The organism is Candidatus Hydrogenedentota bacterium, assembly GCA_016791475.1.
Classification (GTDB): Bacteria; Hydrogenedentota; Hydrogenedentia; order Hydrogenedentales; family JAEUWI01; genus JAEUWI01.
This window is the reverse complement of the sequence record JAEUWI010000020.1, coordinates 79,300-105,265: the sequence shown is the minus strand read 5'-3', so window position 1 is coordinate 105,265 and position 25,966 is coordinate 79,300. Positions and strand designations below refer to the sequence as shown.

Here is a 25,966-nt window from a genome sequence, read left to right as displayed (position 1 = left end):
ACTCTTTCCGCGGGGCGAAAATTACTTCGCGACGGTCTTGCGCTGCTTCGCCTTGACGCGGGAGGCCTTGCCCATGCGGTCGCGGAGGTAGTAAAGCTTCGCGCGGCGTACCTGGCCTTCGCGGGTCACTTCCACCTTTTCGACGCGGGGCGAGTGCAGGGGGAATACGCGCTCGACGCCTTCGTTGAAAGCGACGCGACGGACCGTGAAGGTGGCGTTGGGGCATTCGCCGCTCTTGCGGCTGATGACGACCCCTTCGAACACCTGGATGCGTTCCTTTTCGCCTTCCACAATGCGGAAGTGAACTTTTACCGTGTCGCCCACATTGAACTGGGGGATAGAGCCGGCGGCCTTCATCTGCTTCTTGCTGATTTCTTCTACCAGGTTCACGTTATTTCTCCCTCTCCGAAATCGGAGCTTCTTGCTCGATTTCGGCGAGCAGTTTCTTATCTTCAGGCTCAAGATCTATCAATAAATCCGGGCGCCGTGCGCGGGTGGCCCGGAGGGCTTCCCGTCTTCGCCAGCGGCGGATGGCGGCATGATTACCGTCGCGCAACACGCCCGGAACTTCCAATTCTCGAAACTTGGGCGGGCGGGTATACTGCGGCGGGCCGAGGATTCCCTGGTAAAAGGAATCCGTCTCCACCGACTCCCAGTCGCCAATCACGCCCGGAATCATCCGGCTCATGGCTTCCACCAGCACGAGCGCGGGCAATTCGCCCCCGCTGAGCACATAATCGCCGATGGAAATTTCCTCGGTCACCAGGGCCTGGGAGACCCGTTCGTCCACCCCTTCGTAGCGGGCGCAAATCAGCACCAGATCCGGCTGGACCGCCAGTTCCCGGACCTTGGCCTGGGTAAGGCGTTCGCCCCGGGGCGACATGAGGATGACCCGCTTCAGGGAATTTCGCGTTCTTAAACTTTCAACCGCCGCAAAGAGCGGCTCGCACTTCATCACCATTCCGGCGCCGCCGCCGTAGGGACTGTCGTCCACGGTGTTGTGCCGGTCCGTGGCAAAATCCCGAATATTCGTCAGCGCCACCTCCATCCGGCCATCCGAGAGGGCCTTCCCGAGCAGGCTGGCCTGCAAGGGGCCCGCCAGCATTTCGGGAAACAGGGTGAGGATATCGATTCGCATTCCTCGTCCGCTCCCGGTTGCTACGCTTCCACGATGAAGGGCGACACATCGCCCGTACTAATCGTGGCCGTTTCGCCGTCCACCGACACCATCACCGCGTCAATCGCCGGCAGTATGCATCGTGTTCCGTCGGGCCTGGCCACCGCAAAGGCATCGTTGGCGGGGCCTTCGTACACTTCACAGACGGTTCCGAGCACTTCGCCCGACGGCTGGACCACCGCCATGCCGATCAGATCGGCGAGCCGCCAGTCCGTACCGGGTCGGGCGGGCCATTCCTCCAGGGCCACCACCACCTTCACGCCCTTCAGTCGGCCCACGATATCGCGGGACACGCCGGGCGCGAGCGCCACCACCGCCACCGATTCATCGCTCTTGATCGAAGCCACCTTGCAACGCAACGGCCTGCCGGGCGATTCCTGAAAGTGGATCCAATCCAGCCCGGCAAACACATAACCCAGACCGGGCCGGATCGCTATCCGGAGTTCCCGGGTGCGCGGATTCACCGATCGCACCCGGCCCGTTTCGCGCCACGTGTCATCCATGGGCGGTCCGCCCCGAACTACTCAACGATTTCCAGGTTGGCGTAGACGTTGGTCTTCGCGGCGGCGGAACTCACCAGCGTGCGGATGGCTTTCGCCGTACGGCCATTCTTGCCGATAATCCGCCCCATGTCCTCCGGGTTTACCCGGAGTTCATAGTTCTGGCTCTCTTCGCCTTCCGCCACGAGCACCTGCACGTCGTCGGGGTGTTCCACCATCTTCCGGGCGATGAACTCGATAAGCTCTTTCACGATGGGTTATTCCGCCGCCGCTTCTTCGGTTTCGGCCGCCTCTTCCGCGGGCGCTTCGACCGCGGCGGGCTTTTCCTTAACCGGAGGCGCTGCGTTGTAACCCTTATCCGGCACTACGCCGCCCTTCACCGCAACGACGGTCTCTTCGGGCTTCGTACCTTCGGCGTGGTGTTTCATCACGCCGAGTTTGCGCAGCAGGCTCTTGGCGGTCTCGGAAGGCTGGGCGCCTTTGTTCAGCCACTCAAGGGTCTTATGAACGTCCACTTCGGAGATCGGCTCGGGGCGCGCGCAGGGATGGTACACGCCGAGACTGTCGATCTCGGGACCGCGATCCCGGTGGCGGGAGTCGATAACCACGATGCGGTAGTAGGGTTTGTGGGTGCGTCCACCCCGGCGCAAACGAATGCTGGTTGCCATGGTATTCCTCTTTGTTCGGATGGTCTCACCACCCGGTACCGAAGGCCGGACGATGCCGCCGGCTCTTCATCAAAACAGTTTCTAACTGGGTATGGAATTCGTCAATCGGATCAGCGGAAACGGGGACCGGCGCCGCGAATGCGTTTGCCGCCGACACCGCCCATGATCCGCTTCATCATCTTCTTCATCTTGTCAAAATCTTTGAGGAGCCGGTTCACCTCCTGGATGGAGGTTCCACTGCCCACGGCGATGCGCCGACGGCGGCTCCCGTTGATAATCTTGGGATGCTGCCGCTCTTTGATGGTCATCGAGAGGATAATGGCCTCGATGTACTTCATCTCCTCCTCCGCACCCTCCATCATTTCCGGCTTGGAGCCCATTACTTTGCTCATGCCGGGAATCTTCTTCATCAGATCGCCCACCGAGCCCATCTTGCGCACCTGGCGCATCTGGGCAAGGTAGTCCTCCAGATCCATCGTGCCTTTTTTGATCTTCTTCTGGAAGGCAACCGCCTGCTCCTTGTCCACCACCTCCTGCGCCTTTTCCACCAGCGACACCACGTCGCCCATGCCCAGAATCTGGTCGGCCATGCGGCGCGGATGGAAGGTGTCCAGCGCATCCAGCTTTTCGCCGGTACCCACGAACTTCACCGGGCAACCGGTGACTTCAATCAGGCTGATGGCCGCGCCACCACGGGCGTCGCCATCCATCTGGGTAAGAATCACACCCGTAAGGGGCAGGGCATCATGGAACTGCTTCGCGGAGTTCACCGCGTCCTGGCCGGTCATGGCGTTGGCCACGAAAAGGATTTCGTGGGGCGTCACCTGCGTCTGGATCCGGCGCACTTCGTCCATCATCGCCGTGTCCACGTGGAGACGGCCCGCCGTGTCCAGAATAATCACGTCGCAACCGCGCATCTGGGCTTCGCCTCGGGCCATCAGGCAGGTATCCACCGGATCCGCCTTCTCGCCGAGGCTGAAGAATTCCGCGCCCGCCTGCTCCGCCACCACTTCCAACTGCTTGATGGCCGCGGGACGGTACACGTCCGCGCCGACCAGCAGGGGCTTGCGTCCTTTTTTCTTCAACTGCAGGGCCAGCTTGCCGGCCGTCGTCGTCTTGCCCTGGCCCTGAAGGCCCACCAGCATGATGATCGTCGGCGCCTTGTCCGCCATTTTCAGGGGCGCACCGGAGGTACCCATGATCTTGACGAGTTCGTCGTGAACGATCTTGACAATCTGCTGTCCCGGCGCGATGCTGTCGAGCACCTTCTCGCCGACCGCCGCCTCCTTCACTTCATCGATAAACTTCTTCACCACCTTGAAGTTGACGTCAGCCTCCAGGAGGGCCAGGCGGATCTCCTTCAGGGCCTCTTCCATGTTCGCTTCCGTCAGGCGACCCTGACCGCGAATATTCTTGAAGGCGGATTCTAGCTTTTTGGAAAGACTTTCAAACATAACGCCACGCTCTATCCGTTACCGCGCCCTAACCGAGGACTGCGGGCCGGCCTCCATGCGGATCCGTGCCGGGTTCGCCCCAGCCCAGATACCGGATCAGGCGGTTGATCTGCTCACCATCTATACGCGCATCATGCCGGTCGGCACTCTGCATCTTGCCACAGGCCTCAAAGCGGCGGCTGCGGCGAAGGTCGACGGCGCCCAAAAGGCGGCGCTCGCTCGCCAGGCCCAAAGCTCGCCGCAGGCGGCTGAGGGAGGCCAGGTTAAATCCTGCTATACTGTTGTCCAACTCTTTCATATCCCAGCGAGATGTCGCGGGGGCCGAAAGGGTGGCGTCCTGCCAGGCATCGTGATGAATTCCGTCGCTGTGAAGTCCAGGAGTCTCGCTCAGCAGGGAGCGGAGTTGTCGCGCAAGCCCGCAACCACTCATGGCGGGCTCCGCCGCAAAGCGATCCAGCGTGGTGTCTGTAATATGGCGAATGCAGCCCGCGTTCACTTCGGCTTCCACCAGGCAGGCTTCCAACGCGGAAAGGCAGCGACCCAGCACGGCCATGGTGACCGTCTCGGCGCTGCGCAGCGCGGCGAGGATACCCTCAACTTTGGAATAGAACGCCTGATTAAACACGTGTATGCATGACTCTTCGGCCGGAAGCCTTTGGGAACGTTGCCAATAGACAGATCACACCTGTGACCGGTCGGGAAGTATAGCATGGGGCGGGACGGTCAATCAACCGGTGAACGTGCGAAATTGGAGGAGCCGAGTCGGACGTCTTATGGGTCCGACGGGTCGTATGGGTCCGACGAGTAGGGCAGTGACAATTTCATACCGACCTATACGACCCATAAGACCCATAACGACCCATTCTTCCTGGCTGCGGACTCCAACTTCCCTCCCCTAAGATCGCGCTCTGCAACAAGTTGCAACGCCCGGCCCAAAACAGTAGCATAACGGGTGAATAAACCGGCGGGACAGGGGTACTACGATCATTATGATGGAGCAATCGATTCACAACGAAACCGAAGTGATTGCGGCCGCCGCGCGCGGTGACCGCAGGGCCTTCGGGCAATTGGTTCGGGCCTATCAACGGCGCGCCTATGCCGCCGCCTATAGCCTTGTCGGCAACCGGGACGACGCCTTGGAGCTGTCGCAAGATGCTTTCGTGAAAGCCTTTAAGGCCATGAAGCGTTTCGACTTATCCATGCCCTTCTACCCGTGGCTGCACCGGATCGTGCGCAACACGAGCCTGAACCATCTGAAAAAGAAGAAGCGCCGGGGGGAGTCGTCTCTCAATGAGATGATGGAAAGTGGCTTTGACGCCCACGACCCGGCTCTGACTCCGGACGACAGCGCGTCGCGCGTGGAACTGCTCAAGCATATCCAGCGCGCGATGGATGAGTTGACGCCCGAACAACAGGAGATACTCCGCCTCCGCCATTTCATGGAGCTGTCCTATGGCGAAATCGCGGCGTCGCTCGAAATTCCCCAGGGTACCGTAATGTCGCGATTGCACGGCGCCCGCAAGAAATTGCGCACGATCATGGAATCGCTCAACCAGGAGGCCGCCGCAGTCTGATCATGAACAGCTTTACCCGAAAACATCAACCCGCAGCGCGGGAACCCATGGCCCCAACCCGTCGGGAGGTGACGCCATGAGCCGGAGCGATGAAGAATTCCGCGTGTTGATTTCCGGCTATCTGGACAACGAACTGGAGCCCGAAGTCCGGGCCGAGCTGGAGGCCCATCTGGAAGAGTGCCCAAGGTGCCAGCGGGAGCTGGACACGATGAAGCGACTCTTCTGGGGAACGTCGGCGGCCTTCGCCGCGGACGATCTGCCTGAGGAAACCTGGGACGAGTTCCTCGACAACGTATACAACCGGCTCGAACGTAAAACCGGGTGGGTGGTGTTCGTTTTCGGCGTGCTCGGCCTGGCTGTCTTCGGGGCCTACGTGTTCGTCATGGAACCGTGGACCTCAGCGGTGCTCAAGCTGATGCTTGCGACGCCAGTCGCCGGTCTGGCAATCTTGTTTGTTTCCGTGCTGCGCCAGCGGCTGGAAAACCTCAAGACTGACCGCTATACCAGGGAGATACACCGTTGATCGTCGCCACTACGCCCGATGTGCATGGCAAGAGAATTGTCGAGACCCTCGGCCTCGTCCGGGGAAGCACCGTGCGCGGCAAGCACCTCGGCAAGGATATCCTCGCATTTCTGCGCAACCTGGTGGGCGGCGAGATCCCCGAGTACTCCAAGATGCTCGCCGAATCCCGCGAACAGGCCCTGGACCGCATGATGGATGCCGCGGAGCGAATCGGCGCGAATGCCGTCCTGGCCGTCCGCTTCACCACGGTCCACATCACCCCCGGCGCGGCGGAAATCCTGGTTTACGGCACCGCCGTGCGCCTGGAAGACGTATAGATCGTGGAGCGTTCGAGCACTACCTGAAGGGGGCCGTGCAATGCTGAAACCTGTATCGGATAACACGCTGCGCAACGTTGCCGCAGGTTCTATAATCGTCGGCGCACTTTCGTCTTTATTCTTCATTGGTAGATCGAATGGTGCCGTTGTTGTCATCCTATTGGTGTCGTTGTACGCAGGAATGGCGATAAACTCTCTTCGCGTTGCCAAGCCCACCGCCCCGTCCAGCCTGACTGCTCTCAACCCGAGCACGGTTTGGTGGCGACGTCCTGCTTGGATCGTTTTCCTGTTTTGTCTTTCGTACGCCCTGTACCATAGATACGGGCACTGACAGCGTGGTGAAGTTGGGTCTGCTGAGAGTCTGTGATTTAATTGCCCTGCGGGAGCACGGACTTTCCAGTCCGTGATATTCGTACGACGGAGTCGCACGAAACGCGGGTAAGAAAACCCGCGCTCCCGATGTCGCGTTCGCTTTGGTGAATCATTAACTTCCGCTGAACCTTTCTGCCCCGCGGTCCACCACGAATCACTTTGGAATTTCTTCGGGCTTTCCACGCTCCACGATGAGCAGGCGCTTGCCGTCCGACAGAGTCATGGTGTTGTGGGCGGGGTTGAACTCGCTGATGCTCCACTCCCCGTGGAGCTTATCGCCCAGCACGAACTGCTCGCGCCGCTCGGTGCCGTCCGGCTGCGTGATAATGAGGGAAAACTTCGGCTGGGAAGCTTCGCCGTCCACTACGCCGCGCAATTCCACCATGACGCCGGAACCCGACGTGGTTGCGCTCCCAGTTCCCTCGCCTTCCGGGGGGAAGAAGGTTTCCAGATCCACCGCGAAGGGCTCCAACTGGAAGGTCTGCTCCAGTACGGTCCCGTCTCCCCATTCCGGTCGAAACTGGACGCGGTAGGTGCCGGGAACGAGCTGGTGGTGCACGGCCACCTGGCTGCCCGCAGCCACGGGGACACCAACGTCGAGGTTGATCCCGGAGTTGACCTCGCCCACGGTGACACCCGGGGGCGCGCCGGCATCGATCCAGGCATTATCCGGACCCTGGAGTTCCATGACGTAGTCCGATGCCCGGGGAACGCTGACCCGGTCACCCCCAAGCCAGAAAGCGCGATTACCCCGGTTGCGAAGGGGGACGGTCACCGCGTAGGCGCCGGACGCGGCGTCGGGCTCCATAGTGACGGCTTCGAGGACGGGGAGTGCGCGAAGATAGCCCGCGTAATCGTTTAGAATTCCCAGGGCAAGCGCCGTACCGGCGGCGACCAGCACCGGTCCCATCCAGCGGAGTCCGGGAAGGGCCGCGTAGGAAACCAACACCGCGATTGCCGCCACACCCCAACCGCACAACAGCATCTGTCCGCCCAGGGAAGCCCACCAGGGCTCTCCGGCACGAAGGGTCGACCCTGCGGGCCCTACCGCGCCCAACTCGTACTGAAAATAGGCGGCACCGGCGAGGGTCAGAATCAGCCACATGGCGCCCAGCGCCAGGGCCCTGGGACCGCGCGCTGCGAGGGTGACCGAAAGGCCCAGAAATGCCCCACCGACGAAAAGGCCCAGCGTCAAGCCCTGAAAAACGGCCGGATTGCCGCCGGGCACATTGTCGCCCAGGGGGACGAAGATCACCGAAAGCAACAGCGCGCTGCCGAGCCAGCCGAGCCAGGAATCGACGCCGAGACCCCGCTGCTGGGTGCCGGGGCGCGCCAGGCGCTCGAGGAAGGTGCCCCGGGGATTGGGCACATCGGATATGGTATTGGCGTTCAACGCCCGAGTCGCCAGGTTGCGGGCGCGCTTGATGTCCAGTTGCGCCCGAAACAGGGACTCTTCGAGAACCTCGTAGGCCGCTTTCGTTATCGCGCCGGATTCAAGCTGGCGGCGCTTCAAGTCCAGGTGGGCCTGGATGGCGCTGGAATCTTCTTCACAATCCTGTATCACCTGCTGGAGACGGGCGCGATAAAAGGCCACCCCCGTCCTGGCCCGCTCGCGCTCGGCGTCCGTGTCCGCGCGCTGCGCCTTCATCTCCTCAGCCGGTATTTTCCCATCGAGATTGGCCCGGTGCAGCTCGTTCAGGCGCCGGTCTGCCTTTTCCCGTTGCCGGAGGGCCTCTTCCAACTTGAGCACGGAATGCTCGATCGGCAGGCTGTCCAGCTCGCGCGCCAGGGGGAATGGGGCGTCGATGGAATCCACGGGCACATCGGCCAGCGCCACATCGGCGTGCCCCCCGGCCATGTGGGGATCTTCCGTGGAAAGCCAGCCGCGCAGATTCTGGTGGCGACAGGCCAGGACCTCGCGCCGTTTGCGAAGGGGAAGGACGCGCTTGCTGAACTCGGGGTAATCCGTTTCCGCTCCGCGGAGCGCGGCCGTCTCGCGGGCCAGCCCCTCCCGGAGGGACTGCAACTCGGACGCCACGTCGATCAGTTCGTCGCGCATCTTCTTTTCGAGCGTCTGGCGGGCTTTTCGCGCCAGCCCCCGGTAACTCATCAAGGTCGTCTGGTCGAGTTCCGACGCCTTGCCGCCCCGCAGATCGGCCAACTGGGCGTTGACCTTGGCTTCATAGTTGCACAGCCGCCCGAGGGGCTCATAGAGCACGAAGGGCACCGGCGCAAGGTCGTCCGCTTCGCCCGAAAGCACGACATCGTCCCCTTCCGCCTCGGAATTCGTTTCGCTGACGGGCTCCGGCAGGGCAATGACGTCGCGCTGAGATGCCCGCAGGTATTCGGGGTGATCCTTGAGGTACAGGGTGTGGGTGCCCTCGGGCAGTTCTTCCCGCGACGGAATGCGGATCTTCTGTCGGCAGGCCACGCATTTTCCGGGCTTGCCAAGCATGTTGCTCGTGATTTTCATCTTCTGCCCGCAAAGGCAATAGAGTCGGAGTTCTGTAGAACGGGCTTCAGACATGCTGGGGTTCCTCGACGGCTCGGCATACGATATCGCGTGGCCCGGATAAAAGCAAACCGCCCATCGCGGGGAGTCATCAGACGGATCAGACTGATCAGACGGATCGGTTCGGCCCGATCAGTCGGATCGGTCTGATCGGTCTGAAAGTCCACCACCCATAGCACAGCGACCACTGTTCCACCTGCGGCGGCTCAACTCTCAACGGTCCAGTATCGCGTCGGCCCGCCACCGGGACTTTAACTTGCGCCCCAAAACGCGGTACCATAGCGCCTCTGACCCCCAAACCAAAGGAAGCCCCCCGTGTCCCATCCCGCTCTCACCGCCTATTTGTCGAAAACGGCCCCCGAATCCATCGATACCGGCTTTCTGGGCTATATCGCCAACCTTGCCGAGACGGCCAAAGTCGCCCCGCAGATTTCCGCCGCCATCGTGCAGGAACTGGCCGATCAGCGCGCCTACCTGAAGCTGATCGCCAGCGAGAACTACTGCTCACTGAGCACCCAGCTCGCCATGGGTAATCTGCTGACCGATAAATACGCCGAAGGCTTCGCCGGCCAGCGCTTCTATGAAGGCTGCGACAACGTGGACGCGGTGGAGGCCTACGCCTGCGAGCAGGCCTGCAAACTTTTCGGCGCGGAACATGCCTATGTCCAGCCCCACTCCGGCGCGGACGCGAACATGATCGCCTTCTGGGCCATTCTCACGGCGAAGGTGGAAGTGCCCGAGCTGGAAGCGCTCGGCTCGAAGGATCCTTCCAAACTCTCCCAGGAAGACTGGAGCAAGGTGCGCGCGGCCCTGGGCAATCAGCGTCTGCTGGGCATGGACTACTACTCCGGCGGCCACCTGACCCACGGCTATCGCCGCAATCTGTCCGCCAAGATGTTCGACGCCTACAGCTACGCGGTCGACCCCGCGAATGGATTGCTGAACTACGACGCGATCGAAGCCCAGGCCAAGGAAATCAAGCCCCTCATCCTCCTCGCGGGCTACAGCGCCTATCCCCGCACCATTGATTTCAAACGCATGCGCGCCATCGCCGACAGCGTGGGCGCGGTGCTCATGGTGGACATGGCCCACTTCGCGGGCCTCGTGGCGGGCGGCGTGTTTGAAGGCGACTTCAATCCCATCGCCCACGCGCACGTCGTGACTTCCACCACCCACAAGACCCTGCGCGGACCGCGCGGCGGCATCGTGCTGTGCAAGAAGGAATTCGCGGAATACGTGGACAAGGGCTGCCCCCTCGTCATCGGTGGCCCCCTCCCCCACGTCATGGCGGCCAAGGCCATCGCCTTCACCGAGTCCAACAAGCCCGAGTTCAAGGACTACGCGAAGAAGATCGCCTCCAACGCGAAGGCCCTCGCAGCCGCCTGCATTGACGAGGGCCTCACCCTCGCCACCGGCGGCACGGACAACCACCTCATGCTCATCGACGTGCGCACGAGCTGTGGTCTCACAGGACGCCAGGCGGCCGGCGCGCTCCGTGAATGCGGCATCACGCTGAACTACAACTCCCTGCCGAACGACCCCAACGGCCCCCTCATCACCAGCGGCCTCCGCATCGGCACGCCCGCGACGACCACGCTCGGCATGGGCCCGGATGAGATGAAAGAAATCGCGACGATCATCAAGTTGGTCATCAGCGGCACCCAGGCCGCAGTGCTCACCTCGGGCCCCAACGCCGGCGAACCCAGCAAGCGCCTCCACACGCTGGATGCGAAGGTGCGCGATGAAGCCCGTGGGATGGTGAAGGCGCTGCTGGATCGATTCCCGGTGTATCCGCAGTTGGATTTAGCGTTTTTGCAGGAACACTTCGGGAAGTAATTTCCCACACATCAACGAATTATGTCGCCCCCGGATTGCATCACGATCCGAGGGCGTTTTTGTTGGAGGAGGAAAAGGATTTTGAAACCACAAAGAACCCAAAGAGCACAAAGAATGTTCTTCTTTCTCTGTGCTCTTTGCGTTCTTTGTGGTTCCGATTCCGGTAGGACGATCAAAGTGCAATCAGGTTAAGTCGATGGCACGCTTATGCGAAAACGGTCATGTTTTCATGGAGAAATTCCGGGGCAAAATCCGCCCCATTCTCCCAGACGATGGTGTTCAGTTCCGGGTCCACGCGGAAACGCCGAAATTGCTCCAGATCCGCCAATGGACCGAAGACTTCGCCCTCCAACTCACCCCCGAGGTCGATTTCCCCTTGCGCGCCGTCATTGAAGCGCAGCCAGATCGTGTGGTCGTGCAGATATTTCGCTTCGGTCACGTGCAGAAACATGGCTTACTCCAATGGCGCAATGCCGAGAAGCGCTCGCTTGTTGGTTGACCGCTCCCAGTTTTCTTCCAGCTCGTTTTGGTGTAAAACCCGCCACTCTTCAATCATAGCCAAGGCTCTACGTGACATGCTGCCCGTAATATCTCCCGTCAGAATCTCGACGGTAACCTCGTCGCCCTGATACTTCGCATGAAAATGCGGCGGCGCATGATCGTTCCAATACATATAAACTGCGATACCGTAGAAGCGGCTCAAGATTGGCAAGTCTATGAGTCCCTATCTGATAGTCGGGGAAGTGAATCACAATAATGGAAGTCGCGCTTCAGGCCCATCGACGATCCGTTCGACTCACGGTTTCGCAGGGTGTTTCGTTACAATCTAATTTCAACGCCTAGATTATCGCATTTTTGGTGCGATTCGACAACCACACTGGAACTTAATCCAAATGCGACCAAATACTGGATCCCGACTTGCAATATTCTTGAAGGTGACTGCCTTTTCTTTGGTCATCTTGTGTTCCGTCCCAACTCCCGCAGCCCCGATCCCCACACCGCCCGCGGACTACTCTTACATGTGGTTCAATTATGGCGTACGTGATCCCCGGATGGTCTTCAGCATTCAGACGAACCACTATGCGCTGTCGTATGACCTGAACAACATGCTCTTGACGCACCTCCATCCGCTGGCCGCGCCGTTGTCGCAGGAAGCGGCCTTGATGCAGCCGAATGAAGAACTCTTCGGCGCGAATACCGCGTCGCTGGGAATCAAGGTCACCGTGGACGGCACGGAGCTTGCCCTCACGGGCGCGGGGACGCGGGCGACGCGGGACAACGCCCCGGGCGAGACGCCGCTGGTGGAGAATGTCATCCCGGAAGTGGAGCATGCCCATCTGGTGGACAGTGGGCGCTTTTTTCAACGACGCTGGATCGAGGATCTCAAGTGGAGCGCGGAAGCGCCCGCGATCTCGAAGAAGAGCGGCCTGGAGATCAGCTCGTGGCCGGATCGGGTGTCGTTCGTCTTGCGCGTGGTTTCGGAGTCGACCATCGAAAAAGGCAGCCTCGAAATGACGCTGGATCTGGAGGACGTATATCACCAGCTTTCTTCGAATGGCGAGGCGCGGGCGCTGCTATCATCGCAGGGCGCGGGCTATGTGCTTTTGCCCGTCACCGAGGGCACGTCGATCCGCACGGAGCCCGCTTCGGGCCGGATAACGCTTCGCGCGGAGGTGTCGGCCTTGGAAGCGGGTGCGGAACGCGCCTTGGGCCTTGCGGTCTATCCCGTAGCGGCGGCGGGCGCCGCTGCGCTCGATGCAGTGGCATCAGAGCGTGGCGGGATCACGATCACATCGAAGCAATTCGCGCCACAGGAGGCGGCGTTGACGACCACGTACGACGCTGCCCACGGCTGGCATCGCGTGGGCCTGCGCAATGACATTGAAGGCAATAACAAGGACCCGATGAACTTTGATCGAATGGAACGGGTGGCGCTGTCGCTGACGAACAACGGCGATACTCCGCGCGTTGCCCGCCTGCTCTTCGAGAAAGATAAGGCCACGGGGGTCTTTGGCATCGTGGGTATCTCCCCCATGATCCGCGACTTGGCGGGTAATCCCACGGGGATTCCCGTGCAGATTTCGAAGAACTGGCACCAGCGTGCGGAAGCTCCGCAGCGTTTCGAGGGCGGCTGGTACCACGGCTTCACCATGATCGAAGTACCCCCGAAAAGCTCCGTGGATTTGGAGTACACGAGCGTCAACGCCCATTGGGGCGGCGCGCCCGCCGCGTCCCACGCCCAACTCAGCCTGGTGGGCTGGGGCGCGAACCAGCTCTGGGATCAGGCGGCCATGGGTTCGTGGGGCGAGCAGCTCTGCTTCGAGCCGGACCAGACGCAGATCGGTGGAGCGGTATTGGACACGCGTCCGCTTATGGTGCGCGGCTTTCGGGAGAACTCGCTCCAGTGGGGCTTCGGCGTGAATGTGGGCGGCGCGGATTTCCTGGTCTATTACGACAAAGAGCGTAATAAACAGTGGAACAGCCGCATGCGCACCCAGTATCGGCGCGTGGGGCCGAACCTGACCGAAGTGACCTATGGGGGCCAGAGTTACGACGGCAAGATCGACACGCGCGCGACCGTGAGCCTCTACCGCAGCGACGATATCACCCGGGGCATCTACCGCTTCCGCCACGATGTGCGCCAGCCGGTGGATTTCTCGCGCATCGTGTTGTTCCAGTGCGGCGGCGATGACTACAGCTACACCTCGGAACGAAAGTTCGCCTGGGGCAACGAGAATGGCCTCGTAAAAGAATGGGACACCCAATGGGGTGGCGACCGCTATCGCACCGAGCCCTTCGAGGTCACGGGGCGCACGCCCTGGTTCTCCATGCACGAAGTGGATTACCACCATATTCCCGAAGACCTGCCGAACAACGCGAATCGCGGCATTATCCTCCGCGAGTGGAAGGCGCAACTCGGCGGCGAGCCGGCGCAGCCCTGGGCGGCGGAGCGGGGCGCGCACGTGCGCGGCGCGGATACCTCGCTGATCGACATTCTCCCGCCGCCGACGGTGACGCAGTTGCTTCCGGGCGACTTTGTCGAGGCGGTAGTGGAGCATGTGGTGGTGGCGGAGAAAGCGGAGGAGTACTACGGGCCCAACGAGGCACTGAAAGCCGCGCTTGCGCAGCATGCGAACACCTGGCGCATGATCGAGCGCGAAGCGAAGGGAAACGACTTGACCGTGGAGGTGACTGTGGGCTCGGCGGAGCTCGCCCGTCCCACGCGGGTGCGCACCCTGGACAACAGGGCAGAATTGCGCATCGAAGGCGGCCTGGGATTCGTGCCGGTGACCTTTACCGGGCTCTCAACGCATGCGACGCCGACACTGGAGATCAGCGAGGACGGCTTGGCTTGGGTAGTTGTGGATCAATCGGTCCACGGCAAGGATTTCTGGCAAACCGATTTCGATCAGGCGACAAAGACGTGGGAGATCACCTACACACTGCCCTTCGACACGCCGGGGGACGCGCGGAAGGTGCGGTGGTTGCGGTTTTCGCTGGAGTAGTGCGACGGGGTGTATTGTGGGCTGGGGGCGAAGGGCTGATCTATTTCTTGCGGACGTCAGATGATCGACCGCAATACATTGTGCGTGACACAAAAGGGCCGTTCACGTTAACGCTGGTTCCAGGATCACCTCGCCGCGGGCACACGAACCGGCGTTGCCGGATCGCGTGGCACGCTTGAAGTGATACGTTGACTGTCGAGGACGCCTCTTAAAGAAAATGGCGGACCGAAGTCCGCCATTCATCTTGACAGGCCGCTCCCTCAGAATTTCGTGTAGATCCCGATCAACGTGCCCACGGGTTCATTCAGCGGCTGCTCGCCCGTCGGGGAATACTTGATAAAGTTCACGTGTCCGTCCATGTACAGCACATTGGAACCACCGGGGATGTGGTTGTACGCGCGGGGGTGGATGGAGATGCCGTCAAACATAACGTAGATGTTCGACTGGCCTTTGGCACTTGCGCCGGGGTTGTTGATGTCCGTAATTACGAAGCGTTCCACGCCCTCGCGCAGGCGCAGGATGCTGTTGCCGCCGCCGGAGCCGTTGCCCGGCGCCGTAGAGGAGACGTCGACGTCCTTGTTGATCCCCGCCAGGGGACCCAGCGGCATCGGCGCGCCACCCCAGTACGGCAAGAACGTTGCAAAGAAGTTGTTCATTACCCAGGCCCATTGGACGGGCACCGGTTTGGTCGTATCCGCGCCGTAGGCCGACGCCGCCATGGCGAGGGTGGGAACGGCGCTGATGGCCACCTGAGGATCGTCCACATCGTTGCGGTCCAGCAGCCACCCGAAGTACTGATAGCTCGTGTCCACGCCGCGGGCGCAGTTTCGAAAGCCCGTGCTGCCGTAGTGGAGGCACCAGTTTCCGCTGGCATCCTTCATGGCGGCCTCGGCCGTCGTCAGGTCCGCCGTGGACGGGCAGAGAAGAGTACCGGGATCCGACAGGTACTCGGGGTAGATCTGGGGGGGGAAGGGGCCCGCGTCGAAGGCACCGGCCCGGGTGCCGGTCGCGGTATCGATGCCGCCCAGGGCGATGTTGGGGTATATTTCCCCGTCGGACTCGTTGGCGTACATCTTGAACACGAGGCCAAGCTGCTTAAGGTTGTTCTGGCAACTCGCACGGCGGGCCGCTTCCCGGGCCCGGGCCAGTGCGGGCAGCAGAATGGCCGCCAGGATACCGATGATAGCGATAACCACCAGCAGCTCGATCAGGGTGAAACCATTATTCTTTTTCATTTTCTGAATCTCTCTTGCCGAAGCACGAAAACATAGGTTTATTATACAGAACATCCGGATCATATACTATCCATTTCTCAATGCAATTTTCAATAAAGTTTCATCTCGTAACATCGGGACTATATAGATTGCCGCCGCTCTACCAGCAATGGCGTTGCATGGTCCGATCTTGAGGCCCGGTCCATCTTTCGCGTAGGCTGGTCCTGCCGACAGGCGACACGAAGCCTGCCGCGACTTGACGCTTTCACGAATTCGGGAGAACCTCATGCTCACGCGCACCCTTGCCACCGCCCTGCTGGCCGCCACCTCGCTCCTCACAGCCACCACCCCTGCGGACGAAATCGTCCATGAAAAGTACGAGTGGAGCGATATGTGGGTGACGAATGCCGACGTGGAAAACGGCGCACCCCGGGTGCTGCTGGTGGGCGATTCCATTGTGCGGGGCTACTACGGCGGCGTGGAAAAAAATCTGGGCGAAGGCGTGAACTGTGCGCGCTATTCCACGTCGAAATTTTTGAGTCACCCGGACTTCCTCACGGAACTCGGGGTAATGATCAAACGATTCCACTTTGACGTGATCCACGTGAACAACGGTCTGCACGGCTGGGGTTACACCGAGGAACAGTATGAGGCGGGCGTGGAAGCGCTCATCGCCTTTCTGAAGAAGGAATCTCCCGACTCGACCATCGTTTGGTGCATGACGACGCCCGTGCGCGACAGCAAGGATCTCTCCAAGCCCGACGCGGACAAGCAGGCACGGGTGGAAGCGCGCAACGCCATCGCCGCCGCCATTATGAAAAAGCACGAGATCGCCGTCGATGACCTCTACGCGGTGGTGGTCGAGGACGATGCGAATTTTTCGCCGGACGGCGTTCACTTCAGCGAGGCGGGCAAAGAGAAGCAGGCGAAGCAGGTGGCCGACGTGGTCCGCCCGCTGCTGCCGGCCGCGAAGGTCGCACCATGAGCGCCGCAAGCGCACTTGTCCGCCACGAGGGCCACACGCCGCGAGAGCGCAGCGCCTGCGGCTGGCGCGACCGCCTCATCAGCCATGAAGATGCGCCGCTGCACCCGGCGGCCTGGGCCCACGCGGTGGACATCGACGGCGCCAAACTCCATTTCCACAAGGTGGCCACGGAGCTGTATTACGTGCTGGAGGGCGAGGGGACCGTCACCCTGGATGGCGAAGCGCACGCGGTGCAAAAAGGCTCCCTCGTCCATATACCGCCGGGCGTCGTCCATGGCGCGAAGGGAAAGATGCGCGTGCTGGTGGTGGGGATTCCCGACATCGCAGATGGAGACTATTTTGAGGCCTGAAAACGCCAAGGCCACACGGGGTGCGAAATCCGGGCGGCCTCGGCGCTGGAGAGAGATTGGTACTTATGCGATGCGACGTTCCCACGGGCCCGTGATGGCCAGGGTGATGCCGTCGTGCTGGATGTTCACGAAAAGCGTGGTTCCGTCCGGCGAGAAGGTCGCGCCCGCCAGTTCGGAATTCCGTGCCGTGGCGTTGCGCCCGAACTTGTAGATCCGGCCCTCGGGGGTCACGCCCACGAGAAACTGCTCGCCCGATCCGTCTTCGCAGACCACCAGATCGCCCCAGGGGCTCACCGTGATATTGTCGGCGTTGTCCAGCAGCCCCGCGCTCTGGGACTCGATGGCGAGTTGCAGGTAGCCCGGCGATACGTGCTCCGCGTCGGTGCCTTCGGCCGGACTCGGATGATAGCGCCAGATTTGCCCCTTCTGGATCGGCCCGCCGTTCGTGCAGGCGAAGTAGATGGAGTCGTTGCCGTACCACATGCCCTCGCCGCGCGCGAAGCGGGCCGCACCGGCGGTAAATCCCACCTGGCGCATGTCGTCGTTCGGCGACAGGGGATCGGCGATGTCGATCCACTGGACGGCGATGTTCTCGCCCATTTTCACCTGGATGTCCTGATTCCAGTTGCGCGAATCGGCGCTGGGGCGCTCCTTGAACATGAGCGCCTGGAGGCGACCACCTTGCGCCAATTGTCCGGGAACGTTGGGAATGAACCGGTAAAGCAGACCATCGGGGCGATCTTCGGTCAGGTATACGCAGCCGCTCTTCGGGTCCACCGCGATCGCCTCATGATTGAAGCGGCCCATATCCGTCAAAGGCACAGGCGCCACCAAGCCGCTCGCCGACGCGGGCACTTCAAAGCAGAAACCGTGATCCTTCTCGCAGAGATCACCAGCCCGCAACACCGTCTCTTCGCAGGTAATCCAGGAGTTCCACGGCGTCGGCCCACCCGCGCAATTGCGCGCCGTCCCCGCCAGGCTCATGAACTGGCGCTTCACTTCCCCCGTGCGCGTGTCAAAGTGGACGGTGCTCGTGCCGCCGAGGCCGGGGGTGGCGCCGAAGCCCGCGTCGTAGAGGAGGGCCGTATTCAACTGGCCGAGGCGCTCATTCTCCTCGCCGAAGGCTCCGATCTTGTTGTCGCCGGGCGAGATCTCGTGATTGCGGATCAACACCGTGAGCCCGTCCGGGCCGGGAAAGGCCGCCATGCCATCGGAATCGCCGGGAACCAGCAGACCGTCGTCCATGGAATCACCTACCCACGACACCACGCGATACGTAAAGCCTTCGGGCAGGTCCATGATCCGGTGTGGGTCGCGCAACAGTGGCCCGAAGCCGACGGGGATATCCTCAGCGGGCACACCAGCAAAGGCAGTGCGCTGGAACAGGCTTTCCAGCCCGCCAAAGCCGAGGGAAACGGCGGCCGCCTGCTTGAGAAAATTGCGGCGGGAATGAATAAGTTTCTGGGACATGAGGTACTCTCCGGTGGTTTTCGGAGAGTGTACGGCGTAGGCGTTTTGCGGCGGTGAGGGCGTTGTTAGAATCGGGTAAGTGGCCCAGGGACAGAATGGGTCTTATGGGTCTTATGGGTCTTATGGGTCTTATGGGTCTTATGGGTCTTATGGGTCTTATGGGTCTTATGGGGCCTATGGGGCCTATGGGGCCTATGGGGCCTATGGGGCCTATGGGGCCTATGGGGCCTATGGGGCCTATGGGGCCTATGGGGCCTATTCATACTGACCCATTCCCGATTCCGCACTTGCCCACCACATCGCAAACACGCTACATTCAACCCTCAACAACCCACCTGAAAAAGGAGCCCCAACCATGGCACACGAAATCGATTACAGAATTTTTGGCGACGACATGCAGGCGGTGGAGATCGAGCTGGATCCGGGCGAGGCGGTCCGCGCGGAAGCAGGCGCGATGCTCTACATGGAGCAGGGCATCGAAATGCAGACGTCCACGGGCGGCGGTATCTTCGGCGGACTCAAGCGCATGGTCACGGGCGAGAGCTTCTTCATCACGTCCTTCATGCACAACGGCTCGGGCAAGAGCCACGTCACCTTCGCCGCGCCCTACCCCGGCCGGATTATCCCCCTGCACCTGGCCCAATTTGGCGGCGAATTCCTCTGCCAGAAGGACGCCTTCCTCTGCGCGGCCCAGGGCATCGAGGTGAACGTGGCCTTCACCAAGCGCATCGGCGCGGGCCTCTTCGGCGGCGAGGGATTCATCCTCCAGAAACTCGAAGGCAACGGCCTCGCCTTCGTCCACATCGGCGGAACGGTCATAGAAAAAGACCTGGCCCCCGGTGAAAAACTCCGCGTGGACACCGGTTGCGTCGCCGCCTTCCAGACCAGCGTGGACTACAACATCCAGATGGCCGGTGGCTTCAAAAACGCACTCTTCGGTGGCGAAGGACTCTTCCTGGCCACCCTCACCGGCCCAGGAAAAGTCTATCTGCAGACGCTCCCCTTCTCGCGCCTGGCGGATCGCATTGTGGTGGCTTCCCGCACCAACAAAGGCGAGTCCCCCGGCGTCGCGGGCATCGGCGGCAGCGTGCTGGGCGGATTGCTCGGCGGCGACCGATCCTGAATCTTCCGGGCCTGTTTCCCGGATTACAGGGACGGCAGGGACGACAGCGACAGCAGGAAAAGTGATTCGTTCCTGCTGTCTCTGTAGTCCCTGCCGTCCCTGAAGGGCTTTGGAAGTGGGCGTTTCTATTCGGCAATGCACCACTCGATGCTTTGCACAAGCCCTGGCTCCAATTCGCCACGGGTACGATTCAAAAGCGTTGCGATCCGTTCACGCTGGCCCGCCGCAGGCGAGGCATAGGAATAGTTGGCATGGCGAACCCACCCGGCCAACAAGAATCGCACCTTCTTCCGCAGTGCCGCATCTGACCCGCCGTGTGAATCAACCATCAGCAAAAGCAGTATCAGTGCGTCCCACTTGGGAAGCCGCCGACCGAGCCACAACACCGCTTCCACGCTATGCGCGTCCTGAGCGATTTCCAAAATCAGTTCCAGCTCTTCAAGCAGCGGTCGAGTCCGGTGGCGGCTTAAACGGCGATGCGCGGCCCGCACCACCGGTGGGGACTCGTCCATCAGGGCCTCCAGGAGAAACTCCCGGGCGCGCTCGGCATCGAGCCGACACAGCCCCGCGAGCGCACACAAACGCAGAGCGCTCTCGGTCGAACGGAAATAGGAAACCAGCAAGTCCCAATCACCGGGATCGCCCAACTCCGAAAGGCTGATTAGTGCGTATCGAATCGGGCGGCCCCTGGCGTCACGCTGCGCCAAGACCCGGCGATAAGGCGCCGCCGGGTCGTGTCCCTGTGACGCATGAAGCCGTTGCGCCGCTCGCCGGACGATGGAACTGCGATCAAAAAGTCGCGCCTCAAATTCTTCAGCGGATTGATCCGGATACTGTTCCACCAGACGCTCCAGTGCGAGTCGTCGCAAAGGAGCATAGTGGTGACCGAGCAGGCGCCTGAGCAAGGCCAGGGCCAGGCAACCGGACTTCGCGAGAGATTGCTCAAAGCGCCTGTGCACCACCACGTCGGAGGTGTAAAAGGCATAGGCCCAGAGGGATTCATCCCAAGTGTCCGATGCAGAGCAACGGATGAGAAAGCAATAGCGGCGAATCCGGCTATCGGCAGACAGCAAGCCCTGCTCCAGCGCGGCGGCGCACTCGGGACGGGCGAGCAAAGCCTCTACGCGTTCCAGAAGCGGTGCATGGTTGGCGCGACGGCATCCCCGCAGCCGCCGAAGGGCGGGCAGCGCCTCCACCCAGAGAGCGGCGTTCTCCACCGTGACGAACGGATTCAACCCAGCCGCTGCGGCCGCGCGAACCTGCGGCACCCAGTCGTTGACGCGCACCAGAAGCAGCGCGAGCGCCTCGGGCCCACCCAGATCGGCGAGCTCGACCACGGCCTCCTCACGGATGAACCCGTCCCAGTGCTCGCTCGCCGTCCTGAGCCAATCAAGGCGCTTTTTGTGGGATTCGTCTAGCATGATTCTTACATTCTATTCCAGATGGTGACGCGTGCCCGCCGCGACCACGCTACATCAAGGAAGCTATGCGCACTCGCTCGCGCCACTTCAACTGCGCGTCGGCTTCCACTTCACCACGACATCGCCTTTCACCGTGGCCGTGCCGCTCGCCCATCCGTACTGGACGACCTCTTCCGCCCCGGCGCTCAGGCGATTCTCGATGATACCCATACCTCCCATTTCCCGCTCCAAATCGGCGAGGGTCATGCCCTTGTTGACCACCGGCGGCCTCGTGCGCAGGCGATTGACCAGCAGGTTCCTCGCGAGAGAGGCCGCCGACGGCATTTGGTACTCAAGACAGTGCCCCTCCATCTGCCGGACCAACGTGTCCGTACGGGGATCGTTGAGCGTCCACAGGCCCACGAGGCAACTCGACAGCTCTCGCTCGTTCAGCGCGTCGCGGTGCTGGGCGAAAATCTCGCGATACAGTCCCGCCAACGTCGGCCCGCTGGTGTGGCGGAGGGCCATGAGCGCCATTTCCTGGCGACCATTGCGCGCCTGCCCTCCGTCCTGGTCCAGCGAGCCCCGGGCCGCTTCGAACAGCAACTTCGTACCTTCCTCCGTGTTCAAGGCCGCCAACATCTTGGCCACCTCGAGGTCCGGGTCGCCCGTGCGAAAAAGCTCGGCCAGCACGGCGTCATCGGCGAATTGCCCCGCGCCCGGCAACGCGTCGATGCGGAAGTGACAGCCTCTCGTCTGCTCCGTTGCTGTGACATACTGCTTGTGCGCCCATTCGCACCGAGGTTCTTCGAGGACCTGGTCGACGACGGGGTTTACGGTACCCTCCTCAAACCACACGGCTCTCAGATGTTCTTTGACGGCCTCGCGACCTGCCGCCTTCGCCTGCCGAACCGCCGAAATGAGCACCTCCGTACCTTGTGCCCCATCCACTTGCAGGGCCATCCGCAACATGACATTCAACCAGGAGGTAATGGAATTCAGCTCACTGGAGGCAAGATCGCTGCTCAGCTTCGCCGTGATAGCCTCGGGCATCCGAAGATAGAGTGAGTCCGCGTTACCGTGTGAGGACTCCAGGCCCGTAGCGATGAATTTCACTTGCTCATCCAGCCCCCACCGTTCCGGTGCCTTGAAGATTACATCCTCTTCCATTTCCTCCGGCTCGAAAGATTGCTGGAGCGCCGTAAGATATAGCGTGCGATTGCCCCATCGGGCAAAAGCGGCGCGAGTCCGCTCCAACTCGGCGGGCGCGACATTTCGATAGGTGAACCTGGCACCGTCGAAGTGGGCGTCGAATTGCGCGCGCCATTCAGCGTGGCCCTTCGACCCAGTCAACGCGCGCAATCGCTCGAAGGGATAGAGCGATGCCGGATGCCGCTGCACGAGGGAAGGGTGGATCATCGTGTCGTCGGCAATCACATAAACCAGCACATCGGTCGTGCCCCGATTGATGGAAGAGATGCGCAGCGGATAGATGGCCTCCTCGGTGGAGAAGGTAAACCGCATCGCCTGGATGGTGCCGGCTTCCTGTGCGGGCGCGCTCTCCTTCCCCTGCACCGCCGGATCGACGCGCATGACCGTGAAAATCCATCCCCGATCCACATACGAACCGAGTACCTCCCGCACCTTGCCCTTCACCTTGTAGCCATGACCCTCGCACCACCGGACGAGGTCCTCCGCCGTATTGGCCTCCAGCACGGCCACGTCGAAGACGCCCACCCGCTTTCGCTCAAGCACGTTGACACCGTCCGAATCCGAAGAATCGCCCGGCCCACCGAACCCGCCCGACCGATATCCCGAAAAAAGCTCCTCGTCCAACCACGTGCTCCGCGCAAACGTGTAGTCCCGAAGCTCCCCGAAAATCGCATCATCCGCGAGCGACACCTCCGGTTTCGACGGCAGCGGCACCAGCCAGGCAAAGTCCCCCTCGGCGCCATCGTACTTCGCCTGGATAATGAGATCCTCCACGCCGTCGGCGAAAAAGATTGCGGCCTTCTGCTCCGGCTCGTAAAGGTCACGCTTGCCGATGAATCCCCCGTCGGCCCACGAACGGGCACTTGACAACGACGCAAGTAACCCGATGGCGAGCGCGCACCAACTCCGAATTTTCATAGCATTGATCCTCGTGCCTGTGTACCGCATATTCACAACCCACTGTCTTATCCGTGCCCGTCCGTGAAATTCCGTGGTCAAAAAAAGAGCATTGACCACGGAAGGGCACGGAAATTCACGGAAATAGATAGGTTCAAATCAATCTGGCCAGCGCCTTGCACACTGCAAGTGCAACCGAGTTTTCAAGCCATGAATAGAATTTGCGCTAATTTGCGTAAATTTGCGGTTCAACGCTTTTGGGTTGCGGCCAACGGCTGCTCTAAGATAATTCATGGTCAACAAAACAACAACGCAGGGCCACCGAACGAAGGAAGATGCAACCGAAGCGATTGCGCCTCACTCATCGTCTGAGATTGCCCGCGCGCGGACTACGCGCTCCGGTGAGGACACTGGCATGTACCACTCCCGGTCGATTTCATAGTCGGGCACATAAGCACCGGCCTTCCAAGACACCAACGCGTCGCGCTTGAACGTGGCGGCCCCCGAGCCCCACTGGCATACCGCGATGTCAAGATTCGCGGGCAAATCTGGCAGTGCGCTGTTCACCCCGCCCGACCTCCGAGACACCACTTGCACAAAGTTAGAAATTTTGTCACCATCCTCTTCGTCCGCCCAATATCGCTTCCACTCTGCCCCAGACGAGTAGACGCAAGACAATACGATGCCCTTCCCGCCCATCTCCGCCTCCAGCGCATCCCGGCTCATTCCCACTTCGACTTTGGGCACTTCCACTCCCAATCCATTCACCAGTAAGTTCCGGGCCAAGGCCTGGCCTGAGGGCATGTCCGATACTCGGCAGTGCTCGCCGATACTTCGGACCAGGGGTTCCATGTTCGGATCCAGGTTGTTCCACAACCCAACCAGGCACGCGTTGATCTCGTTCTCGCTCAACCAGGAACGTTGGGTTTCCAGTGTGTCGATGTACAACTCACGCACGGCGGGATCTTTCACGTGCCGCAGTGCGAGCAATGCCTGATTCTGGTGGACCGAGCCCACGCCCAGTGGATTTCGAACAGCCCCGATGAGCAATGCGATGGACTCTTTCGTGCCGAGTGCTGCGAGCAGTTTTGCCACCTCGATATCGGGGTCTGGGTGACGAAACAGTTCGACCAGAGCCCGCTGGACGACGAATTGCGGCGCACCCGGTGTGGAACTAAAGCGAATGCCGCTGGACCACCCGCCACCACCTCGGTACAGCCCCGGACTCCGATAGTCCTTGCCGTAGTCCTCTATGGCCAGGTCATAAGGCGCGACGATCGCCTCCCGATCGAAATACGCCTGCCACAGGAAGCTGCTCAGGAGTCTTCGAACCCTGGGAACGGGATGTCTGGCCGCCTTCTCAAGGTGTGCACCCCTATCGTATTCGGCCAGGAAGATGAATTGGTCGCTGTATTGCATCCAAGTGGAACTGTTCACGGACTTGCCGTCTGTGATCCGAGCGAGTTTTTTATCGAGGACGCTGAAGAATGCATCGGGCATGCGCACCACGGCCGACTGGGCAGTTCCATAAGCACTTTCAACAAAGTCCAGTTGCTCTTTAGGCCCCATTTGGCTGACCAACTTGAAGTAGACATCCTCGACCATCTGTTCCGGCAGGAAATTCCGCTTCGCCGTGGTTATGTGTAACTGCGAATCTGCCCATCGAGGAAGCGACTTCGCGACAACGGGCAATTCACTGGATGAGACGGCCCGGTACGTGAAGCGGTCTGCGTCAAAATACTGGGCGAACTCCGCTTCCAGTTTGGTCGAATTTCCGACCGCGAGCGCAAGTTTCCTCGCTTGAAATTCCTCCAATGAGGGGCCCAACTGAAAAAACTCCGGATTCACCAGCGTATCCTTCGCCAGCAGGTACAGCTCCACATTGGTCGCGCCCTCGTTGATCGAACTGATGCGGAGCGGGTAGACCGCCTCGTGCGTCGGAAAGGTGAAGTGGACCGGCTGGATGGTACCCCGGCTCAGCCCCCGGTCGGCTTTCCGACCTGACGCTTCGGGGTGAATCCGCATGGCCGTGAAGATCCAGCCCTTGTCCACATAGGACTTCAGCACCTCCCGCGCCTTGGTGTTCACATGATAGCCGTGGTCCTTGCACCAGCGGAGGAGGTCCTCGGCGCTATCCGCCTCCAGCACAGCGATTTCGTAGACCCCAACTCGCTTGAATTCGTGTACCGTGACCGCCTCTTCCGCCGCCCCAATTCTTCCGCCACCAAGCATGCCGCGTGAAAGGTATCGGGGCGGATCGTAGTAGACCTTCCACTTGCTTCGTTCGGCCACATAGGCTTCGATCTCTTCGAAGAGGCCTTCCTCCGCTACTGTCACTTCCGGCCTCGCGGGCAGGGGCACCAGCCACGCGAATTCGTCGCCCTCGCCCTCGTACTTCACCTGGAGGATGAGATCCTCAACGCCATCGCGAAACAGGAGAACCGCCTTTTGCACCGGCTCCGCCATGGCCGCCTTCTCGGCTTTGGAAAGGAATCCCCCGTCCGCCCACGCCACTGGAGACAGTACAAAGATGCAAAGCCCCAATGCGCTCAATCGATACTTGCCGCCGAATCCCATGCCGCGCATCCTCTCTCCGCGTTCAATATAGCCGCTGTTTCGCAGATCAGTATCGCCATGATACAACATCAAATCGGATACGTAAACAGGCATTGAAAAACCGAGTGCGAAGAACATGAAAAGAAAGAATTTTGCGGCGTAAAGCCTTCCCGGCGACGGGACACCCACCCTTTATTAGGCTCATCTGGTTTGAGCGTACATCTTTTGCGTTTATCGAAAGGCGGTCGGTCAATTCTCGCTGTAATCTGGCCCGAAGGGCCAAAGCATGTTAGTTCGCCGCGGCGAACTAATATGTCGGT

At 61.0% G+C, this 25,966-nt stretch carries 23 protein-coding genes and 1 pseudogene; 9 read left to right on the top strand and 15 right to left on the bottom strand.

Features of this window, described 5'->3' with window-relative positions:
• Window positions 1-21: 21 nt before the first annotated feature.
• The 7 genes from rplS to JNK74_12765 form a co-directional block, all read right to left on the bottom strand.
• On the bottom strand, window positions 22-390 hold the full coding sequence (gene rplS, locus JNK74_12795) for a 50S ribosomal protein L19 (GenBank protein MBL7647056.1): 369 nt from the start codon (window positions 388-390) through the stop codon (window positions 22-24).
• 1 nt (window position 391) lies between these two features.
• Complete coding sequence (gene trmD / locus JNK74_12790) at window positions 392-1,138, bottom strand: tRNA (guanosine(37)-N1)-methyltransferase TrmD (protein ID MBL7647055.1); 747 nt, start codon at window positions 1,136-1,138, stop codon at window positions 392-394.
• Window positions 1,139-1,158: 20 nt separating this feature from the next.
• Window positions 1,159-1,680 carry a PRC-barrel domain-containing protein gene (locus JNK74_12785; protein ID MBL7647054.1) on the bottom strand — a complete coding sequence of 174 codons (522 nt, stop codon included), beginning with the start codon at window positions 1,678-1,680 and terminating at the stop codon, window positions 1,159-1,161.
• A gap of 17 nt (window positions 1,681-1,697) precedes the next feature.
• Window positions 1,698-1,928 (bottom strand): KH domain-containing protein, encoded by a 231-nt coding sequence (locus JNK74_12780; GenBank protein ID MBL7647053.1) that lies wholly within the window; start codon window positions 1,926-1,928, stop codon window positions 1,698-1,700.
• Window positions 1,929-1,934: 6 nt separating this feature from the next.
• Window positions 1,935-2,345, bottom strand: coding sequence for a 30S ribosomal protein S16 (gene rpsP, locus JNK74_12775; GenBank protein ID MBL7647052.1), 411 nt, complete (start codon window positions 2,343-2,345; stop codon window positions 1,935-1,937).
• Window positions 2,346-2,455: 110 nt separating this feature from the next.
• The gene (gene ffh / locus JNK74_12770) at window positions 2,456-3,799 is read right to left on the bottom strand and encodes a signal recognition particle protein (protein ID MBL7647051.1); all 1,344 of its coding nucleotides are present in this window, start codon (window positions 3,797-3,799) and stop codon (window positions 2,456-2,458) included.
• Window positions 3,800-3,827: 28 nt separating this feature from the next.
• On the bottom strand, window positions 3,828-4,424 hold the full coding sequence (locus JNK74_12765) for a hypothetical protein (protein MBL7647050.1): 597 nt from the start codon (window positions 4,422-4,424) through the stop codon (window positions 3,828-3,830).
• A 364-nt stretch (window positions 4,425-4,788) separates the two neighbouring features.
• Between JNK74_12765 and JNK74_12760 the strand changes: the two genes are divergently transcribed.
• From JNK74_12760 to JNK74_12750, 3 genes are all read left to right on the top strand, one after another.
• Window positions 4,789-5,373, top strand: coding sequence for an RNA polymerase sigma factor (locus tag JNK74_12760; protein MBL7647049.1), 585 nt, complete (start codon window positions 4,789-4,791; stop codon window positions 5,371-5,373).
• A 76-nt stretch (window positions 5,374-5,449) separates the two neighbouring features.
• A complete protein-coding gene (locus JNK74_12755; GenBank protein ID MBL7647048.1) occupies window positions 5,450-5,896 on the top strand; it encodes a zf-HC2 domain-containing protein in 447 nt (148 codons plus the stop codon).
• A complete protein-coding gene (locus tag JNK74_12750) occupies window positions 5,893-6,213 on the top strand; it encodes a YbjQ family protein (protein ID MBL7647047.1) in 321 nt (106 codons plus the stop codon). The genes JNK74_12755 and JNK74_12750 overlap by 4 nt, the downstream gene beginning before the upstream one ends.
• Before the next feature lie 526 nt (window positions 6,214-6,739).
• Here the strand turns inward: JNK74_12750 and JNK74_12745 are convergent.
• Window positions 6,740-9,112 carry a hypothetical protein gene (locus JNK74_12745; GenBank protein MBL7647046.1) on the bottom strand — a complete coding sequence of 791 codons (2,373 nt, stop codon included), beginning with the start codon at window positions 9,110-9,112 and terminating at the stop codon, window positions 6,740-6,742.
• Window positions 9,113-9,412: 300 nt separating this feature from the next.
• On the opposite strand from JNK74_12745, the gene JNK74_12740 reads away from it, so the two are divergent.
• Complete coding sequence (locus JNK74_12740) at window positions 9,413-10,933, top strand: glycine hydroxymethyltransferase (protein MBL7647045.1); 1,521 nt, start codon at window positions 9,413-9,415, stop codon at window positions 10,931-10,933.
• Between the two features lie 205 nt (window positions 10,934-11,138).
• On the opposite strand, the gene JNK74_12735 is transcribed toward JNK74_12740, so the two are convergent.
• On the bottom strand, window positions 11,139-11,384 hold the full coding sequence (locus JNK74_12735; protein MBL7647044.1) for a DUF2442 domain-containing protein: 246 nt from the start codon (window positions 11,382-11,384) through the stop codon (window positions 11,139-11,141).
• Between the two features lie 3 nt (window positions 11,385-11,387).
• On the bottom strand, window positions 11,388-11,645 hold the full coding sequence (locus JNK74_12730; protein MBL7647043.1) for a DUF4160 domain-containing protein: 258 nt from the start codon (window positions 11,643-11,645) through the stop codon (window positions 11,388-11,390).
• A gap of 307 nt (window positions 11,646-11,952) precedes the next feature.
• Here JNK74_12730 and JNK74_12725 point away from each other — a divergent pair, with 307 nt between their 5' ends.
• Complete coding sequence (locus JNK74_12725; protein ID MBL7647042.1) at window positions 11,953-14,439, top strand: hypothetical protein; 2,487 nt, start codon at window positions 11,953-11,955, stop codon at window positions 14,437-14,439.
• 260 nt (window positions 14,440-14,699) lie between these two features.
• On the opposite strand, the gene JNK74_12720 is transcribed toward JNK74_12725, so the two are convergent.
• Window positions 14,700-15,674 carry a prepilin-type N-terminal cleavage/methylation domain-containing protein gene (locus JNK74_12720; protein ID MBL7647041.1) on the bottom strand — a complete coding sequence of 325 codons (975 nt, stop codon included), beginning with the start codon at window positions 15,672-15,674 and terminating at the stop codon, window positions 14,700-14,702.
• A gap of 265 nt (window positions 15,675-15,939) precedes the next feature.
• Between JNK74_12720 and JNK74_12715 the strand changes: the two genes are divergently transcribed.
• On the top strand, window positions 15,940-16,638 hold the full coding sequence (locus tag JNK74_12715; GenBank protein MBL7647040.1) for an SGNH/GDSL hydrolase family protein: 699 nt from the start codon (window positions 15,940-15,942) through the stop codon (window positions 16,636-16,638).
• Window positions 16,635-16,988, top strand: coding sequence for a cupin domain-containing protein (locus tag JNK74_12710; protein ID MBL7647039.1), 354 nt, complete (start codon window positions 16,635-16,637; stop codon window positions 16,986-16,988). The genes JNK74_12715 and JNK74_12710 overlap by 4 nt, the downstream gene beginning before the upstream one ends.
• 63 nt (window positions 16,989-17,051) lie before the next feature.
• Here JNK74_12710 and JNK74_12705 read toward each other — a convergent pair whose 3' ends face one another.
• Window positions 17,052-18,458 (bottom strand): DUF839 domain-containing protein, encoded by a 1,407-nt coding sequence (locus tag JNK74_12705; protein ID MBL7647038.1) that lies wholly within the window; start codon window positions 18,456-18,458, stop codon window positions 17,052-17,054.
• A 95-nt stretch (window positions 18,459-18,553) separates the two neighbouring features.
• On the opposite strand from JNK74_12705, the pseudogene JNK74_12700 reads away from it, so the two are divergent.
• Together JNK74_12700 and JNK74_12695 are read left to right on the top strand one after the other, a co-directional pair.
• Window positions 18,554-18,712, top strand: a pseudogene (locus JNK74_12700) (hypothetical protein).
• A gap of 101 nt (window positions 18,713-18,813) precedes the next feature.
• On the top strand, window positions 18,814-19,581 hold the full coding sequence (locus JNK74_12695; GenBank protein ID MBL7647037.1) for a TIGR00266 family protein: 768 nt from the start codon (window positions 18,814-18,816) through the stop codon (window positions 19,579-19,581).
• A 125-nt stretch (window positions 19,582-19,706) separates the two neighbouring features.
• Here the strand turns inward: JNK74_12695 and JNK74_12690 are convergent, their stop codons facing one another.
• The 3 genes from JNK74_12690 to JNK74_12680 all read right to left on the bottom strand — a co-directional run bounded on the left by JNK74_12690 (window position 19,707) and on the right by JNK74_12680 (window position 25,676).
• A complete protein-coding gene (locus JNK74_12690) occupies window positions 19,707-21,002 on the bottom strand; it encodes a HEAT repeat domain-containing protein (protein ID MBL7647036.1) in 1,296 nt (431 codons plus the stop codon).
• 87 nt (window positions 21,003-21,089) lie between these two features.
• Window positions 21,090-23,111, bottom strand: a complete 2,022-nt coding sequence (locus JNK74_12685) for a DUF2330 domain-containing protein (GenBank protein ID MBL7647035.1) — start codon at window positions 23,109-23,111, stop codon at window positions 21,090-21,092.
• Window positions 23,112-23,447: 336 nt separating this feature from the next.
• Window positions 23,448-25,676 (bottom strand): DUF2330 domain-containing protein, encoded by a 2,229-nt coding sequence (locus JNK74_12680; GenBank protein ID MBL7647034.1) that lies wholly within the window; start codon window positions 25,674-25,676, stop codon window positions 23,448-23,450.
• Window positions 25,677-25,966: the final 290 nt, after the last annotated feature.

Excerpts from the sequence above, each read along its gene's own strand:
- trmD (MBL7647055.1), bottom strand. The coding sequence starts at position 1,138 with ATGCGAATCGATATCCTCACCCTGTTTCCCGAAATGCTGGCGGGCCCC.
- JNK74_12785 (MBL7647054.1), bottom strand. The coding sequence starts at position 1,680 with ATGGATGACACGTGGCGCGAAACGGGCCGGGTGCGATCGGTGAATCCG.
- rpsP (MBL7647052.1), bottom strand. The coding sequence starts at position 2,345 with ATGGCAACCAGCATTCGTTTGCGCCGGGGTGGACGCACCCACAAACCC.
- ffh (MBL7647051.1), bottom strand. The coding sequence starts at position 3,799 with ATGTTTGAAAGTCTTTCCAAAAAGCTAGAATCCGCCTTCAAGAATATT.
- JNK74_12760 (MBL7647049.1), top strand. The coding sequence starts at position 4,789 with ATGATGGAGCAATCGATTCACAACGAAACCGAAGTGATTGCGGCCGCC.
- JNK74_12755 (MBL7647048.1), top strand. The coding sequence starts at position 5,450 with ATGAGCCGGAGCGATGAAGAATTCCGCGTGTTGATTTCCGGCTATCTG.
- JNK74_12745 (MBL7647046.1), bottom strand. The coding sequence starts at position 9,112 with ATGTCTGAAGCCCGTTCTACAGAACTCCGACTCTATTGCCTTTGCGGG.
- JNK74_12735 (MBL7647044.1), bottom strand. The coding sequence starts at position 11,384 with ATGTTTCTGCACGTGACCGAAGCGAAATATCTGCACGACCACACGATC.
- JNK74_12725 (MBL7647042.1), top strand. The coding sequence starts at position 11,953 with ATGTGGTTCAATTATGGCGTACGTGATCCCCGGATGGTCTTCAGCATT.
- JNK74_12720 (MBL7647041.1), bottom strand. The coding sequence starts at position 15,674 with ATGAAAAAGAATAATGGTTTCACCCTGATCGAGCTGCTGGTGGTTATC.
- JNK74_12715 (MBL7647040.1), top strand. The coding sequence starts at position 15,940 with ATGCTCACGCGCACCCTTGCCACCGCCCTGCTGGCCGCCACCTCGCTC.
- JNK74_12710 (MBL7647039.1), top strand. The coding sequence starts at position 16,635 with ATGAGCGCCGCAAGCGCACTTGTCCGCCACGAGGGCCACACGCCGCGA.
- JNK74_12705 (MBL7647038.1), bottom strand. The coding sequence starts at position 18,458 with ATGTCCCAGAAACTTATTCATTCCCGCCGCAATTTTCTCAAGCAGGCG.
- JNK74_12695 (MBL7647037.1), top strand. The coding sequence starts at position 18,814 with ATGGCACACGAAATCGATTACAGAATTTTTGGCGACGACATGCAGGCG.
- JNK74_12690 (MBL7647036.1), bottom strand. The coding sequence starts at position 21,002 with ATGCTAGACGAATCCCACAAAAAGCGCCTTGATTGGCTCAGGACGGCG.
- JNK74_12685 (MBL7647035.1), bottom strand. The coding sequence starts at position 23,111 with ATGAAAATTCGGAGTTGGTGCGCGCTCGCCATCGGGTTACTTGCGTCG.
- JNK74_12680 (MBL7647034.1), bottom strand. The coding sequence starts at position 25,676 with ATGCGCGGCATGGGATTCGGCGGCAAGTATCGATTGAGCGCATTGGGG.